General features: G+C 44.4%; 12 protein-coding genes. 1 reads left to right on the forward strand and 11 read right to left on the reverse strand.

The genetic code is table 11. The annotated features are described in order from the left end of the window. Nucleotides 1-65 precede the first annotated feature (65 nt). The 6 genes from A0739_RS04925 to A0739_RS04955 form a co-directional block, all read right to left on the reverse strand. Nucleotides 66-989 (reverse strand): carbohydrate ABC transporter permease, encoded by a 924-nt coding sequence (locus A0739_RS04925; RefSeq protein ID WP_000818344.1) that lies wholly within the window; start codon nucleotides 987-989, stop codon nucleotides 66-68. 13 nt (nucleotides 990-1,002) lie between these two features. Then, nucleotides 1,003-1,932 carry an ABC transporter permease gene (locus A0739_RS04930; protein WP_061587254.1) on the reverse strand — a complete coding sequence of 310 codons (930 nt, stop codon included), beginning with the start codon at nucleotides 1,930-1,932 and terminating at the stop codon, nucleotides 1,003-1,005. A 404-nt stretch (nucleotides 1,933-2,336) separates the two neighbouring features. After that, nucleotides 2,337-4,217 (reverse strand): beta-N-acetylhexosaminidase, encoded by a 1,881-nt coding sequence (locus tag A0739_RS04940; RefSeq protein WP_061587255.1) that lies wholly within the window; start codon nucleotides 4,215-4,217, stop codon nucleotides 2,337-2,339. Continuing rightward, a complete protein-coding gene (locus A0739_RS04945; protein WP_061587256.1) occupies nucleotides 4,211-5,080 on the reverse strand; it encodes an ROK family protein in 870 nt (289 codons plus the stop codon). The genes A0739_RS04940 and A0739_RS04945 overlap by 7 nt, the downstream gene beginning before the upstream one ends. Nucleotides 5,081-5,176: 96 nt before the next feature. Then, nucleotides 5,177-7,822 carry an alpha-mannosidase gene (locus tag A0739_RS04950; protein WP_061587257.1) on the reverse strand — a complete coding sequence of 882 codons (2,646 nt, stop codon included), beginning with the start codon at nucleotides 7,820-7,822 and terminating at the stop codon, nucleotides 5,177-5,179. A gap of 77 nt (nucleotides 7,823-7,899) precedes the next feature. Further along, nucleotides 7,900-9,180 carry a glycoside hydrolase family 125 protein gene (locus A0739_RS04955; protein ID WP_061587258.1) on the reverse strand — a complete coding sequence of 427 codons (1,281 nt, stop codon included), beginning with the start codon at nucleotides 9,178-9,180 and terminating at the stop codon, nucleotides 7,900-7,902. 171 nt (nucleotides 9,181-9,351) lie between these two features. On the opposite strand from A0739_RS04955, the gene A0739_RS04960 reads away from it, so the two are divergent. Next, entirely contained in the window at nucleotides 9,352-11,439 is a 2,088-nt protein-coding gene (locus A0739_RS04960) for a GH92 family glycosyl hydrolase (RefSeq protein ID WP_061587259.1), read from the forward strand. A gap of 36 nt (nucleotides 11,440-11,475) precedes the next feature. Here the strand turns inward: A0739_RS04960 and A0739_RS04965 are convergent, their stop codons facing one another. The 5 genes from A0739_RS04965 to adcR all read right to left on the reverse strand — a co-directional run bounded on the left by A0739_RS04965 (nucleotide 11,476) and on the right by adcR (nucleotide 17,138). Then, nucleotides 11,476-13,155: an alpha-L-fucosidase gene (locus A0739_RS04965; RefSeq protein WP_061587280.1), complete on the reverse strand. Its 1,680-nt coding sequence runs from the start codon at nucleotides 13,153-13,155 to the stop codon at nucleotides 11,476-11,478. A gap of 524 nt (nucleotides 13,156-13,679) precedes the next feature. Further along, complete coding sequence (adcA, locus tag A0739_RS04970) at nucleotides 13,680-15,185, reverse strand: zinc ABC transporter substrate-binding lipoprotein AdcA (protein ID WP_061587260.1); 1,506 nt, start codon at nucleotides 15,183-15,185, stop codon at nucleotides 13,680-13,682. Nucleotides 15,186-15,194: 9 nt separating this feature from the next. Further along, nucleotides 15,195-16,001, reverse strand: coding sequence for a metal ABC transporter permease (locus A0739_RS04975; RefSeq protein WP_061587261.1), 807 nt, complete (start codon nucleotides 15,999-16,001; stop codon nucleotides 15,195-15,197). Next, the gene (locus tag A0739_RS04980) at nucleotides 15,994-16,698 is read right to left on the reverse strand and encodes a metal ABC transporter ATP-binding protein (RefSeq protein WP_001269483.1); all 705 of its coding nucleotides are present in this window, start codon (nucleotides 16,696-16,698) and stop codon (nucleotides 15,994-15,996) included. The genes A0739_RS04975 and A0739_RS04980 overlap by 8 nt, the downstream gene beginning before the upstream one ends. Then, nucleotides 16,698-17,138 (reverse strand): zinc-dependent transcriptional regulator AdcR, encoded by a 441-nt coding sequence (adcR, locus tag A0739_RS04985; protein WP_001249328.1) that lies wholly within the window; start codon nucleotides 17,136-17,138, stop codon nucleotides 16,698-16,700. Before adcR ends, A0739_RS04980 begins: the two co-directional genes overlap by 1 nt. Nucleotides 17,139-17,223 lie beyond the last annotated feature (85 nt).

A 17,223-nucleotide genomic window follows, 5' to 3' on the forward strand; every position in this document is an offset into this window, starting at 1 on the left:
AATGATTTTAACTTCAGTCACTAAGATGAAGTTGGAAAGGGAGAAACGATGTTTCTCAGTAAGTCCTATTCTTTCACACCACCAATAGTCAAACCTTTTACAAAGTAGCGTTGGAAGAATGGATACAGAATTGCAATCGGAAGGGTTGCAACGACAACCATGGCCATACGTCCTGTTTCCTTTGGAAGAGCGACTCCCAGTTGACCAGAAAGACCGACTGCTTTGGCGATGTAGTCCATATTTTGTTGGATTTGCATGAGCAAATACTGCAATGGATACAAGTTGTCACTCTTGATGTAAAGAAGGGCGTTAAACCAGTCGTTCCAGAAACCAAGAGCTGTCAAAAGCGTGATGGTTGCGATACCCGGTAATGACAATGGTAAACAGATTTGGAAGAAGATCCGGGCTTCACTAGCACCATCGATACGAGCGGACTCCAGAATGGCTTCTGGAATGGTCTTCTTGAAGAAGGAACGCATCAAGATGATGTTAAATGGTGAGAGAAGCATTGGAACAATCAAGGCCCAAACTGTATCACCTAGTTGAAGCAAACGAGTTACCACGATATAGCCTGGAACCAAACCGGCGTTGAACAACATACTAAGAAGAGCGAAAATCGTAAAGAATCTGCGGTACTTAAAGGTTGTACGTGAGATGGCGTAGGCATAAGTGGTTGTAATGAAGACGTTGGTCACTGTTCCGACTACGGTTACAAAAACTGAGATAAAGAGCGCTTGGAGGATCTTATCTTTAAACTGAGCTAGGAACTGGAATCCATCTACACCAAACTTCGAAGGGAAAAAGCTATATCCATACTGGAGGATGCTCTTTTCATCTGTCACCGAAATGATGATAACGAAGATAAAGGGCAAGATACAAGAAAGAGCGATCAAACCAGAGATGATACTAAAGAAGATATCTGCTTTCTTACTGAAGGAGTGAATGCCGACATTATCGATTTTTTCTTTTTTAATTTTCTTTTCTGCCATATTCTCCTCCTTTCTAGAACAAAGCTGAGTTTGGATCAACTCGTCTTGCAAGCAAGTTTGATAGGATAACCAGTATCAAGCCGACAACGGATTGGTAAAGACCGGCTGCTGAAGCCATACCGATATCTGCTGTCTGAGTCAAACCATTAAAGACATATACGTCCAAAACGTTAGTTACATTGTAAAGCTGACCAGCATTGTGTGGGATTTGATAGAAGAGACCGAAGTCTGCGCGGAAGATATTTCCGACTGCAAGGATGGTCAAGACAGTTACAAGTGGAGTCAACTGAGGAATGGTTACGTTGCGAATACGTTGCCACTTGCTAGCCCCGTCCACTGTTGCTGCTTCGTAGTAGGTTGGGTCAATTCCCATGATTGTCGCATAGTACATGACACTGCTATATCCAAATCCTTTCCAAATACCTAAGAAAAGGAGAAGGTATGGCCAAATGCCTAAGTCAGCGTAGAAGTTGACTTCCTTCATGCCAATGGATGTTAGGAAATGGTTGAAGACCCCTTTGTCAATGTTTAGGAAAGCATCTGTAAAGAAACTGATGATAACCCATGACAAGAAGTACGGGAACAACATAGACGTTTGGAAAATTTTAACCATTCTCTTAGAACGAAGCTCACTGAGGATGATAGCAATTCCAACTGACACAATCAAACCAATAAAGATGAATCCAAGGTTGTAAAGGACAGTATTTCGAGTAATGATAAAGGCATCTTTAGAACTAAACAAGAACTTAAAGTTATCGAGGCCGACCCACTTACTATTCATAATACTGTGGATAAATCCTTCACCACTCATATGGTAATCTTTAAAGGCGACCACATTTCCAAATACTGGGATATAGAAGAATAGAATCAACCAAAGTGCCCCTGGTAAAACCATCAAGAGAAAAATCCAGTTATCTCTCAAGGTCTTTGAAAACTTTTTCATAATTTCCTCCCATTTTATTCCTAAAAACTGATTTCATCGAATTTTTAGGTTTGATAACGATTACATAATTAGTATACTCTTATTTTAAGAATAGTTTAAACTACTAATTATAGAAAAAACTCCACAAATTATTTTATGTGGAGAAGTTTTTTATAAGAAATAGGTTTCACGAGAAACACTCTGAACAAGGGACACTATTCTTGTTTTTATACTCAATGAAAATCAAAGAGCAAACTAGGAAGCTAGCCGCAAGCTGCTCAAAGCACTGCTTTGAGGTTGCAGATAAAACTGACGAAGTCAGCTCAAAACACTGTTTTGAGGTTGTAGATAAGACTGACGAAGTCAGTAACCATACCTACGGCAAGGCGAAGCTGACATGGTTTGAAATTGATTTTCGAAGAGTATTAAGTCGTATAAATCGTCGATGCGGTCGCAATGGTGTGCCACTGGTTGGCTGTTGTGGCTGCAAAGTCCTTGTCTCCATAAAAATCATTAAATGGAAGGATTTCAACTTCTAATTCTTCGATACGGTCAATCTGACCTGCCAGATAAGCCTCGATGCGACTCTCTGCTCGCTTGATTCTTTGTAAGAGTCCGCCCATACGGATATCAACCGTATCCAAACCAAAGACCTTGTTTTCTTTCAACCATTGTTGACTAAAGAGTTTGTGGAAAGTTTCAATCTCACTTCTGAGTTTTGGTAATTCTTCTCTGGCGATTTGCTGCAAGCTGACTTTGTCAGCGACTTTATAAGTTTCACGAATGCGTCGTCCCACATCCACTTTACTGCTTAAAATCTGGTTCAACTGGGCCTGAGTTTCAAAGAGATAAGCATAATTTCCTGCTTTTTCTTTGATTTCAGCAAGCGTCGCAGCGGCCTGAGCGAAGTGCAGTTTGTCCTGTTCAGGTGTTATGTGTCTGTCAAGAATCGGACAGAGAACATCCTGATAAAAAACATAGCGGTTGGGATTGATACCACTGAGATTACCTGGCAGGTCTGGCAAAAGGTTAGCTAGGTCAATCTGCATGAAGTCCTCAACTGATAGACCTGTATTGGTCTTGAAGTTAGCAGACAAACGATCTAAGTCATTGCGGTAGCTGAGTTCTGCCCAGATTTGCAGACTTGGTAGGATAGAAAACTGGGCTGTCTCGCCACCGTTATCCCCCCAACCCGTCACGATAACTTCTTTTATCTGATTGGCACGACAGGCTTTATTGGCCTCGATAGCGATGAGACGGCTGAAATGGTTGTTGGGTGTGAAACCAATCCACTTCCAAGCACCACCTGCAAAGGCAATATCTTGGCTAATCTTGTGATGGTTGCGGAAATTGCGATTGTACTTTTCTTCGCTGTCTTGATAATAATCCCAGTAAACCAAGGTCACACGGTCTTTGAGACGGTCTAGGTAGACACGAGTTTCCTCTGGAATCTCCACGTCACGATCGTACTGGCCATCCGCTGACATGAGTTTAAAGAACATATCGCTCCACATTTGGCAGTGGAAACCATACTTATCGGCAATATCCAGCACGCGCTCCAAGTGTTGACACATGAGGAGACTACGGTCCACAACACCGTTCAAGATCAGGTAGCGTCCCAAACCAACCAAGTGGGCTTCGTCCATCCCGATATTGACCTTGCGTGTCTGCAGTTTAGACAGAGTGGCAAACATGCCATCAATCAAATCATAAACCTTTTCTTCACCAATAAGGAGAATGTCCTCTACATCACGAAGTTCCTGCACTTCTTTGACACCCCATTTAACGAAGGCCGACAAATGAGCCAAGGTCTGGATGCAAGGCACAAAGGTCATGTCAAACTGCTGGGCGTAGGCTTCTATTTCCTGCAGCTCCTCAGCCGAGTAGGCACCACGGAAATAACCAAAGTAAGGTTGTCCCTCAATCTGATAAGTATCTTCCATGTAAAGCTCAAAGGTTGAATAACCCATGAGAGCCAAGACCTCAATCATCTGTTTGGCAGAAGCGACATTGAGCACTGCATTTCGTGAACAGTCTGCCATGTAGGCCAACTCTTCGTAAGCAGCTTCTTCTTCAATCTCTACCTTATCACCTTCTACTAGAGCTGTTGCCAACAAGGACAAGGCGCGGTAAAGTTGGTGAGGTTTGCGATAAGTTAGTTGATAGTGGCCATCCTCAAACTTGATAGAGATAGAGGCTTGGTCAGACTGAGCGACTGCTACCTCTACATCTGCTAGCGAAATGTGCTTTTTAAGCAACTCTAATGCTTGCTCTTGTTTGGGACTAAGTCCTGTAAAAATTACCATTGGTTTTCCTCCTGCAACCAGTTGACAAGGGCACCGTAGAGATTGGCTTCTGCATGATAGGTGCAGGCCTGGATAACTGGTGCGACCGTGTATTCTTCGTAGGTCTCGACAAATGCTTCGACAGCTTTTTTGACCCCTTGGATGAAGTCTGGATTTTGGCTGATAGAGCCTCCCAGACTAATGACATCTGGATCGATCAGATACTGGATATTGAGCAAGCCTTGCGCCAGATTACGGTTCATGCGCTCAATGGCTTCTTGGCAAAGGGCATTCCCGACTGCAGCTTCTTGGTAAATCTTGCGACCATCCCAGTCAGTCTGACCAGATTTTTCAATTACGTAGCGAACCATGTTTCCTGTAGAGGCTAATAGTGACCAGTTGTTAAGTTTTTCAGCTGGTGCAATGGTTGTCATATAGCCAAACTCACCACCTAAGCCGTGGCGACCACGGTGAAGTTTGCCATTGATAATCATAGCTCCGCCAATTCCTGTCCCAATCACGACACAGGCTGCATTTTCAATCTCTGGATGAGCCAGCAGTTCACTAAGTCCAACACAGTTGGCATCATTTTCTAGATGGACAGGTAGCTGATGATGAGCAAACGTCTCATACCAAGAAAAACCATGGATGTAAGGCACGGCACTGAAGCCATCAATCACACCTGTCTCTTGATTGACCGCGCCTGGAACGCTCATGGCAATGCCCTTATAATCTTTCTCTGCCAAGCATTTGTCTAGCCATGCCAGTAAATCTTCTAGGGTTTCTGGTGTCGGTGTACTTGTCTTATCTAGTATTTTTCCATCAGGAGTCAGACTGGCAAACTTAATCCCAGTTCCTCCGATATCAATGGTTGCAATCATCATATTTTCACCAAAAAAGGGGCGAATCAGTAGTTTATCCTTACTCTTTCGCCCCTCCTTTCTATCTCATAGTATTAGTTATAGAACACTTTAAAACTGTTAAATGTCTTCTTTTTTAATCAATTCTGTACGAATTTCTTGTGGTGCTAAGAGTCCTGAATGAACTGGATATGGTCGCTCAAGCAAGTCCAAAATGGTTTGTTGGTGTTCTGATATGCGAACATTTTCTTGACTCATATTGTAGTAACGGAGGACATATCCTTCTTCATTTTCAGCCACTTTAAAGGCTGTTGGGCAAACTTGTGGTAAGCTGAGTGCCGCATGACTCAAGAGGCTACCAGTCGCAGCAACACTTCCTTCTTGTTTAGCAACTTGAAGACTAGTGAATGGTGTTTGGAAGGCTTTGGCACGACGGAAGGCTGAGAAGCGTTCCCCTGCTTGGTGGCATTCAAGCGCAAACTCGACTTCAAACTCACGCAAGCACTGAGCCTCTGGTGTTGGGAAGTAACCCCAGTCACCTAACTCACCTGAGGCACGAAGAACGGTCACGGCAATGGTATCATCTCCAAGGATTTCATACTCGTGCAATCCTTTATTGGCCACCGTCACCCCTTTTTCATCGTCATACAGACTGACAAAGGCTTGTTGGTGTTGAGGATTTTCAGGATTTTCCCATGAAGCCGCTGGTTTATTTGGTCGTGTCACTACCTCATAAATGCTTTCCGAATCATTGCTTGGACGCGTATTATGAGTCTTAACCAAGAGACGGATCCGGTGGTCCTTAGCGGTGTTGGTAAAGCGAGTCTTGAAGCGGATTTGTGGATTGTCAACAAAGACGGTCATCTCTGTTTCAAGAAGAATGCTTGTCCATTCATCTGAGCGCCCAGCTTCACGCGTCATAAACTCGATGATACCTCTTTGTTCCGCATCCAGTTTTTCGTCTGCACTTACTGGAATTGTCAATTCATGCTTGAGCAAGATCTTGGCAAAACGAGCTGTATTTTCCAAGACCTCATAGTCTTTGAGTTCTGCGTAGATAGGCTCTGTTCCTTTTGGTTGGAAGTAGATGTACTCATTTCCGATGTCACCACGGTCTTCAAAGCGAATAACATCTTCATAAGCTTCATGAGTTGTCTTGTCGTAGACTGTGATAGTTTCATCCACACTGACCGTTACAAATGGCGTATCAATCACTCCATTTTGGTAAATACCGTCACGATGTTCTTGTTCTCCTTCAAGCAATTGGAAGGTTGTCCAAGAAAGTGGTGCTAGGTGAACAGGTACTGTCACGCGCACTTGTCGAGCGATGCGAGCCTGACGGAACTTATCTTTTGGCAAATCATACTCAAAGTTAGCTCCCAGATCTTCGATTTTCGCTTCTACAGCATGCCCCTCCAAGTCTTCGACACGGTAGCTTGGCAAGGTCAAGGATGCCATCTTCTTATAACCTTCTGTTGGGTGTAATTCCTTGAAATCACAAGTCGCCACATCAATCACGGTGCTGACCGTATCAACCTTGTCGTGCAAGCCTGTGTTGATGACGGTAAAGAGATGGTCGCTTTGGGCTTCGTGGGTTGCGATTTTGCCCTTCCACTCATTGAGAAGATTGGTCTTAACAAAGTTTCCAACTTGGTTAACCTTGGCAAAACGTGTTTCCATCTCACGGTGAACCTCGTCCACGCTACAGCCACAGATACTGTCATGTGGCGCATTTTGCAGAAGGACTTTCCAAGCATAGGTCAACTGGTCCTTATGGTTGTGGCCGCCAGTGATGACGGTCAATGGCTCCACTACTTGTTCTAGGAGATTGCTATTTTCTTGGAAGGATTGTTTGAGGTAAATGCGTGATGAGGAAGTGTTGGCAAGCGTGTACCAACCATCTGTTTCCTGACTTGTCAACTCACCTGTAACCGTTGATAACTGCTCTGGTAGAGCACTTTCTACTGCATGAACATAGTCATCAAAGGAACTATGCACAAAGGTCACATCTGGGAAGAGTTCATTGGCCACACAAATGGCTTCACTCAGATTTCGCTGTACAGGCTGGTGGTCACAGCCGTTCATCATCAACCATTGGTTGGTCGAAGCATAGTCACGCACGTCTGACAATTTTTGTTTCCAAAAGGCCAAGGCTTCGTCCTTATCAACTGGGATTTCATTCCCGTTACTGTACCAGTTGGCAAAGAGGATACCGAGGACACGACTTCCGTCTGCACCCTGCCAGTACATTTCTGAAAACTGGGATGTGAACTGCTCATCTTCGAGAACTTGGTTGTCAAATCCAATCGGCTTGACACCACGCCCAAAGGCTGCCACGTGAATACCTGATTTTTGAAGGATTTGGGGAGCTTGTCCCATATTTCCAAAGGTATCTGGGAAGTAACCAATCTGGGTTGATTTGCCCCATTTTGCACATTCAGCTTGACCAATCAAGGTGTTGCGGACGTTGGCTTCACTTGAAATCAAGTAATCATCCTGCAAGATGTAAAAGGGACCAATTTTAAGTTTGCCTTCGTCAATGTAACGTTGGACTTTGTCACGATTTTCAGGGCGAATTTCCAAGTAGTCATCAAGAACAATAGTTTGTCCATCCAAGTGGAAACTCTTGAACTCAGGGTCATTTTCAAAGAGATCAAAAAGATTGTCAAACAATTCCACCAACTGCATCCGGTGGCTTTCAAAAGGCAAGTACCACTCACGATCCCAGTGACTATGTGAGATAATATGTACAACAACATTTTCCATGAAGTAAAACCTCATTCTAAATTAAATTTAAAAATATATTTGTGATTCTTTGCAAGAACCTATTGAGCTAAGGCTCATTAGCGAATACCCAGGTAATCCAAGACTAACTCACAGAACATCATGTTGGCCCATGAGAACCATTCGCGAGAGTAGAGCGTTGGATCATCTACGTGGAAGCTTTCGTGCATGACACCTGTGCCACCATCGCAGGCAACGAGCTGATCGAGCAAGAATTTCTTCTCCGCCTTATCTCTTGTTGTCAAGCCTTGGATAGAAAGGGCGATTGGCCAGATATAGCGGTAGAAGGTATGAGAACTTCCGAGACCGCTAGCGTATTCTCCTTGGTAGAAGTATGGATTTTCAGGGCTCAGAATGGTACGACGAGTTGCTTGATACACTTCATCTTCAATGTCGCAATAGCCCAGATAAGGAGCAGCCAACAAACTTGGAACATTTGGATCATCCATGATGCTAGCATTTCCTAGACCATCCACTTCAAAGGCGTAAATCTTTTCACCCTTGCTATTGGTGGTGTAGGCATAGTTTTCGATCCCTTCTTGGATCTCTGCTTGCAGGCGTTTAGCGTCTGCGATGACACTCTCGCTATCAGCTAGATTCAATTCTGCAAAGATTTCTTGGACATAACCCAAGACAACTACGGCAAACATATTGGATGGAATCAAATAGCTATACTGACAGCAATCATCACTTGGACGGAAGGCTGACCAGGTCATACCTGTCACTGCAAAGTCAGGTCCAAAGCCATCATTTACCAAAGTGTCTTCCTTACGGTCTGTATCACGAACAAAACGATAAGGAGAGTTGTTGTGATCTTGCTCTACTGTCCAGAGATGAAGGATTTCCTTAGTTGCTGTGACAAAAGTTTCATCAAACTGACTGGTTTCCCCTGTTTCTTTCCAAAGGAGATAAGCCAGCTGCAAAGGATAGCAAAGCGAGTCCACCTCATACTTGCGTTCCCAGATCCAGCCGTTAAGATCTGTGTGGTCAGTCTCGTGGTGGCCCTTCCAGTTCTCCTCAATGTTAAAGGAGTTGGCATAAGGATCCTTGAGCACCAAGGTCATCTGACGCTTGACCAAACCTGCAATGGTCTGACGCAAGAGAGGATCTCTTTTAGCCACATGAAGATAGGGTCTGAGTTGGGCCGTCGAGTCACGAAGCCACATGGCAGGAATATCCCCTGTCAATACAAAGGTTGAACCATCTTCTAGAATCTCAACCGTATTGTCCAAGGTGTCGGTATAGCAACGCTCAAAGACATCCACCCACTCCGGATGGTCCTTGGCACGCTCTGCTACTTCATCCAGCCATTCTCTGACGATTTCTTTAGAATAAACCATTTTTAATTTTTCCTCTTTCAAACAAGTTTCATGTTCAGTATATAGTTTTTGAGACAGAAAATACATACACAAATGATAGTCATTTTTCTACAAAATTGCTTACTTTCGAACCCCATCTCTAAAGGTCTCATTTTTCTGATATAATGTAGAAAAACAGCTAAAGGAAAGACTATGAAACCACTACTTGAAACTATCGATACCCGCTTTGGTACTGCTAGCAAGCATGCCTTCTCTCGGGGAAATACCCTACCATACACAGGCGTGCCTTTTGGGATGAATTATTTTGTGCCCCAGACTAGTGACCAGGACGGATCTTGGTTTTTCGATCCGCATCTGCCTATCTTTCAGGGGATTCGCTTAACCCACCAGCCTAGCCCTTGGATTGGGGACTACTCATGGCTCCTTCTGACATCTGTCACAGGTCAGCTTGGGGGAGACAGTCTCTTTCACCGCCAGTCTTCTTATGATATAGATAAAGCTTGCTTCCAGCCTCACTATTTGAAGCTCTTTTCTCTGCGCTATCAGATTGAAACCCAGCTCACACCAACTTGCTATGGTGCCTCTATGCGCCTAGAGCAAAAGCAAGGCAAATCCCTCTCCCTCTACCTTCACGCAGAAGATGAACTGACAGTGGAGCAGGTAGATAAGCGGACTCTGTCCCTAAGACAAGAAGGCAAAACAGAGACCAATAAAAATCCGCTGATACTGTTCACTTCTCTGCAAATGAACACGGATATTCTTGCTGTCAGCCAAGAAAGCGGAGACTGGCGAATTGACTTAGCAAGTAGTCATGCTGAGATTCAACTAGGGACTTCTTTCATCTCCCCTTATCAAGCTCTAATCAATCTACCTCAAACGGACTTTGATAGCTGTAAAGCAAATGCCCAAGCAGACTGGGAAAATCTCCTCCACCGTTTTGATATCGTGGAGACAGGTGAAGCCGACCGGACCTTCTTTGACCACTGCCTCTACAGACTTTTCCTCTTCCCACAGACATTTTATGATGTGAACGAGTCAGGGCAGGCCATCCACATGGATTTGTCTACTGGTACTGTCAAGCCTGGTGTCCTCTTTAGCAACAATGGTTTCTGGGATACCTTCCGCACCACCTTCCCCCTCTTTGCCCTTATTATACCAGAACACTATCACCGCTTTCTAGAAGGTTTCTTCAATAGCTACCGTGATACTGGATTCCTGCCTAAATGGCTAGCCCCAGATGAACGTGGTATGATGCCTGGTACTCTATTGGACGGCATTATCGCAGATAGCGCTTGCAAGGAAATGGCTCCCGACTTGGAAGAAGAACTCTTCCAAGCCATGCTGGAGACAGCCACCAAGTCCGACCCTCTCGGCATCAATGGTCGTCACGGACTAGCCGAATACCAAGAGTTAGGCTACCTCTCTACTGACCACCACGAAAGCGTCAGCCACACCCTAGACTACGCCTATAGTGATTTTTGCATCGCCAGCTGTGCCGAAAAACAAGGTCAGAATGACATCGCCCAGACTTATAAGGTCGCATCGCAGAATTTCCGTCATCTCTTTGACTCTGAGACAGGCTATATGCGTGCACGAGATCGTCAAGGCAACTTCCAACCTGACTTCTCTCCTTACAGTTGGGGACGAGACTACGCCGAATGTTCCGCCATTCAAGCGACTTTGGGAGTTCTACACGACATTCCTGGCTTAATCCAACTGATGGGTGGAAAAGAAGCCTTTAGCCACTACCTTTTGAAAGCCTGTCAAGATGCTCCTCTCTTTGAAACGACCGGCTATGGTTATGAGATTCACGAGATGAGCGAGATGGCTACAGCTCCTTTTGGGCAAATCGCCATTTCCAACCAACCTAGCTTCCATATCCCTTATCTCTTCCGCTACAGTGACTACCCTGAATACACTAGCCTTCTAATCAAGACGCTACGTCAGAAAACCTTTCACCCATGTTGGCAAGCCTATCCTGGCGATGAGGACAATGGCAGTCTCTCTGCCTGGTATATCTGGTCGGCTCTTGGATTCTACCCGACCTGTCCAGGAAAACCAAGCTATGACCTCGGAATTCCCCTCTTTGATCATCTCCGCGTCTACCTTGCCAAAGAAAATAAATGGTTGGATATCCATGCTGAACAAAACTACAGCCATTTTAACTTTATCAAAGAGTGTCGATTGGATGAGACCCCTGTATCTAGCATTCAACACCAAGACCTCTTGAAAGCCAAGCAACTGACCTTCACCCTCAGCTGGCTACCAAATCACTCATAACCAAAAGAACCTTTGCATCGCGCAAAGGTTCTTCTTTTATGAAACTTGGACTTGAAGTTGATCCACAAGCTGACCACCCACCGTTAGATTCAGATAGAAATCCAAGGTTTTATCTCCTGCGAAATACAAGGTTGGAAGCGTCAATCTTTTTTCAGTCTCGCCAACTTGAAACTCAATAACTTGAATCTCGTCCTGATAGGCGACACCATGCACACCAGTCCCCGGTTGAATCGAAATCTTAGCCTCCAAAGGAGTACTACTTTCGCTACGTTCAATCCTAAAATGAAGAGTCTCTCCCTTTGTCACAGCTAGACTTTTTTCTGCAAATGCTAGTCCTTGAATAACTTCTGTTTTTGATAAGCTAGGAGTTTTATAGAGGGAAATCTTGGTCAATACAGGCATATATTGTGCCTCTGTGATGATTACACGCACCTTCTGAGCCTCTACCATGGATCCTCGCAAAAGGCGTTTATAGCCCACTGTAAATCCTGATCCAAACTCCTGCCAGACGCCATCCAACTCTACCTGAACATGGAAAGCAACGATGCGTTGTCCTAGCTTCAAATCTTCCCTCAGCTCGATCACATCAAAAGTTTTAGGTGACTCAAAATCGAGCTCTAACTGAATTGGCAGTTCTGCATCACTTGCCCAAGAACTAGTCTCAAAGCCGTCTGTCAGATGGTGACAGGCAAAGTCTGCGGAGAGAGTAGGACCAGATACCGCAGCTCCCAGAGCCAAATCTTCTTTATAGAGCTCATTGCGATAAGCCGCAAATTCATAAAGGCGTTCAATATCCCTTTCATCAAAGAGACCATCTTGATTCGGCGGAATATTGAGCAAGAGTGGAGTTCCCTGGCCCACCGAGTGAAAGTAGATTTCGACCAATTCCTCGAGAGACTTGGGATCCTGGTCCTCATGGTAAAACCAACCTGGACGGATGGAAACATCTGCCTCTCCGATTGAAAAAATCGTGCCTGAGGAATCTCCGTGCTGAAGATAGTCCAGCTCTGCTTCTGTTCCTAGTTTGTCAGGATTCACCTTTTGCCACAGGGGATCACCTGCATAGCCTCGTTCATTGCCAATCCAGCGGATACTAGTTCCTTCTGTTGAAAAAATCAAGCAATCGCCCTGCAGTTCACGAATGATTTCAAACCATTTTTCAAATTCATAATTGACCTTTTGAGCGCCCTCTCCTCTGGCACCATCCATCCAGACCTCAGCAAATTTCCCTCCATTTCCATAGACAGGATTTGACAAAATTTCCTTCAACTGAGCCAGATAGTAGGCATTGTATTCTGCTTCTCGGTCCACATGATAAAGGGGACTATGGGCATCCCAAGGAGATAAATAAACTCCCATATCCATGTCAAACTCAGTTGCAGCTTGGGAAACTTCAAGGAGCAAGTCCCCCGCTCCTTTCCTCCAAGGACTAGCCTTGACCGAATAATCTGTATGTGCTGTCGGGTAGAGCACAAATCCATCGTGGTGCTTGACCACCAAAATCAGTTTTTTAAAACCTGTTTCTTTGAGCACCCGAACCCACTCACGCGCATCCAACTTGGTCGGGTTAAAGCATTCAGGCTCCTCCTGGCCTGTTCCCCATTCCTGGTCATAAAAGGTATTGGGACCAAAATGGATAAAGGCAGCTAGTTCATCCTCTAAATAATCCAGCTGGGTCTGACTTGGTAATGGCCCATGTGGTTTTATGTTCGTCATCATCTCATATCTCTTTCTCTTGTTCACAAGGTTATCCACAACTTGTGGATAAGAAAGCATGCCTAAAAACTAGTTTTTTCAGAATCCAGCTCTTAGACTTGGAAACTTTCACCCTAAACAGACCTTTGTCAAATAGCTCTGTACTAGGGTTTATACTAGCTTTCCAGAAATTCACTAACATACGGAACTATTTTCAGGATACTTCAACACCCTGAGTTGTATGTCATTTTCCCCTAGACTTATCCACAGACTGTGAATAAACTATGCTTCCAGACTGCTCTCTCCTTGACTATAACAAAAAGCGATAGCAGCGTCAATATGACTAAGCTCCCTTCCTAAATCCCCTGAAAAGATTCTATAATTTGTACAATCGTAGCTTTTGCATTCGCCAGCTAGTGAGAATCAGCCAGTAGAAAATGACCTCTTTATCACATTGTGAACAGCACAACTGTGGTACTATAATGCCTAACAACCTAATCGTTTCCAGCAAAAAATCCCGCAGATTTGCGGGATTCTCTCTTGCATCAATGCGCCAACATTTCTTGGGCGATTTCTTGGCCAGATAGGTTATCTGGGTAGTAGGTTGGCCAGTTATCCATCTCTTCAAAGAGGGCTTCTTGGCTAGTACCTCCAAAGAAGATATGGAAATGTTCTGCTTTAACTGGGGCGATATTGTGGTCACTAAACTGAACGTACTTGAACTGTCCAGCGTCCGCATCTGTCGCTTCAAAGAGGAAGCGCACACCACGATTACCTTTCTTATACGTCAAGATTTTCTTGCCGACATACTTATACGTAAATTTCTTACTTTGTCCACCTTGAACAAATTCCATAGTGTTGTCCGTAATGTTGATTTTAGTCACATCTGTCTGATAGCCTTTTCTATAGTAGGCCTTGTACTCATCCTTGGTCATCTTGCCAGTCAACTTAGCCTTGTAGTCAAAGACTTGATCAAAGGTTCCATCCTCAAGGAAAGGATAAACTGACTGCCAGTTGCCTACATAGTCACTCAAGGTACGGTCTTTGACATCTGCATCCTCAAAGTAACCATTGTGAACTGTCTTGGTATTTTCTTCCTTCTCTGGCTCGATTTCCGGTCCTTCTTGATCCGTTGTCTGTTTCAAAGCCTTGAGGTTTTTCTCCATCACGGAGATATAGTCCTCACCAGCCTTGGTTGCTTCTTCTGTCAAACTTTCTAGCGGATTGAGCACGTCTAGTTTGACACCTGTTTCTTTTGAAAGTGTATTAGCGAGGGCTTGTGAGGCATTTTCTTCGAAGTAGATATAAGAAATCTTGTTTTTCTTGATATACTCGGTCAATTCTGCCAAACGTGCTGCTGATGGTTCTGCATCTGGTGAGAGACCTGAGATAGATACTTGCTTGAGACCGTAGTCCAAGGCAAGGTAGTTAAAGGCAGCGTGCTGGGTCACAAAGCTCTTTTGTTTAGCTTGAGACAAACCATCTGTGTAGACCTTGTCCAAGGCTTGCAATTTTTCAATATAGGCAGCTGCATTCTTCTCAAAAGTCTCTTTTTTATCAGGATAATCTGCTGACAAGCTGTCACGGATATGCTCTACCAGTTTGATGGCGCGTGCTGGTGAAAGCCAAACATGAGGATCGTATTCGTGATGGTGACCCTCGCCGCCATGATCATGCCCTTCCTCTTCTTCCTCACCACCTGGCAAGAGGAGCATATCACCTGTCGCCTTGATAGTTTTCACTTTTTTCTTATCCAAGGATTCTAACAATTTTGGAACCCAAGTTTCCATATTTTCATTTTCATAGACAAAGGTATCTGCGTCTTGGATTTTGGCAACTGCCTTGGCAGACGGTTCATACTCATGGGGTTCTGTACCAGCACCGATTAGAAGTTCTACATTAGCAGTATCTCCTGCGACTTGTTTGGTAAATTCGTAGACAGGGTAAAAGGTTGTCACGATATTGAGTTTCCCATCTGCCTGTTTTTGATTGGAACAAGCCACTAAAAACAGGGCACATAGACTAGCCAGTAGTAAGCTCAGTTTTTTCATTTCATTCTCCTATTTGATAAAACGTTTCAGTAGACTGACTAACAAAAAGACAGCTACAAAGATAATAGTGATACTAGCGCTAGCAGGGGTTTCCACATAGTAGGAAATATAAAGACCTGCCACCATTCCCAAAAAGCCAATAGCGCTGGCTAGTAACATAACGGATTTGAAGTTTTTCCCCAGACGAAGGGCAATACTAGCTGGCAAGACCATAATGGTCGATACCAGAAGAGCTCCTGCAGCTGGAATCATAAGGGCAATGGCCACCCCTGTCACCATGTTAAAGAGGATGGACATGGTACGAACGGGCAAGCCATCCACAAAGGCCGTGTCCTCATCAAAAGTCAGGATATACATTGGTCGCAAGAACAAGAAAGTCAATAGCAAAACGACCGCCGCAATGGCAAAGAGGAATATCACCTGCTCCTGGCTAATGGTCACAATCGAACCAAAGAGGTATTGATCCAGACTCATGGAACTCGAACTTTTCCCCTTACTCATGACAATCAGAGACACTGCAAGTCCTGTTGACATGAGGATGGCAGTTCCAATTTCCATAAAGTTCTTATAGACTGTCCGGAGATATTCTAGAAAGACCGCAGCGATCAAGACAATGGCAATGGTTGAAATGGTTGGAGAAATTCCCAAAACCAGACCAAAGGCTACCCCTGACAGAGAAACGTGACTGAGGGTATCGCTCATGAGACTCTGACGACGTAAGATAAGGAAGGTCCCAAGAACTGGAGAAAAGAGACTCATGGCAATGACCGCCAAGAAGGCACGCTGCATGAAGTCATAAGATAACAAACTAAGCATGTTCCACCTCCTGGTCGCTTTCGTGAACGTTGAAACAACGCCATGGCGAATCTTGGTTACGAACTAGATGAATATTGCGATCTGCATAGTCCTTGACCTCCTCAGGGTCATGGGTAATCATCAAAACAGCCTTGCCATGGTGATGAGCACTATGGTGCATGAGTTCGTAAAATTCATTTTTGCTCCCTGCATCCATCCCTGTCGTCGGCTCATCCAAGACAAAGATATCTGGGTCAGAAGCAAACATCCGAGCAATCACTGCTCGTTGCTTTTGCCCACCAGAAAGGGAGCCAATTCGTTTGTCACGATGTTCCCACATACCAACCGAGTCTAGACTGGCCTTGATATGTTCCTCATCATGAGCATTCAAGCGACGGAACCAGCCCTTTCGAGGATAGCGACCCGACTTGACAAATTCATAAACTGTACTTGGAAAGCCAGCATTGAAACTGGCAATTTGCTGGGGAAGATAGGCTATCCTAAGCTTTTTCCCATGAGTATTTGTCTTTGAGATGGTTACTTTACCAAATCTTGGTTGCAGGATACCTAGACTCGCCTTGATCAGCGTCGTCTTGGCAGCTCCATTTTCACCAGTCAGGGTAACAAACTCCCCACTATCAACACTGTAGTTGATATGCTCGAGGACAGGTTCTTTATCATAATAGAAAGATAAGTCCTCTACTGTAATATACCGCATTATTTGATTTCTCCTACTAAAGCAGTTAAAAACCGCTGGATAACTTCTTGTTCATTTGGAGTAAACTGACTTGCTACTTGTTCATAGGCTAAGAGCGTGTGTTCATGATGATGGTGGTGTTCCTCTGCCACTGGTCGAGCTAGTTCTGTCAGTTGGTAAAAAATCACACGCGCATCTTTTGGATCTCTAGATGTCTCTAACATACCCTCTTTGACCAAAGACTTGATAGCCTTGGTCACTGCCGCCTGACTGACATTGAGGCGACGGGCCAACTCCGAGTTGGTTAGGGATTCTTCGGACAAGAGCATGAGGATGTGTTCCTGAGTATTGGTCAAGGCTACGTCACTTGTGCAATGCCCGATTAGAATTTCATGCTGGTTCTCAGATCTCAAGATCACCTCGTTTAAAAAGTTATCGATTTCCTGTGCAAGCTGTCTCATGTGTTACTCCTTCCCTAGCTATCTTTTTCGTAAAAAATAGAGATAGCCACCGATTCTTTACTGGTTAATTATATCATAAACCAAA

This window comes from Streptococcus oralis, assembly GCF_001588645.1.
Taxonomy (GTDB): Bacteria; Bacillota; Bacilli; order Lactobacillales; family Streptococcaceae; genus Streptococcus; species Streptococcus oralis_AB.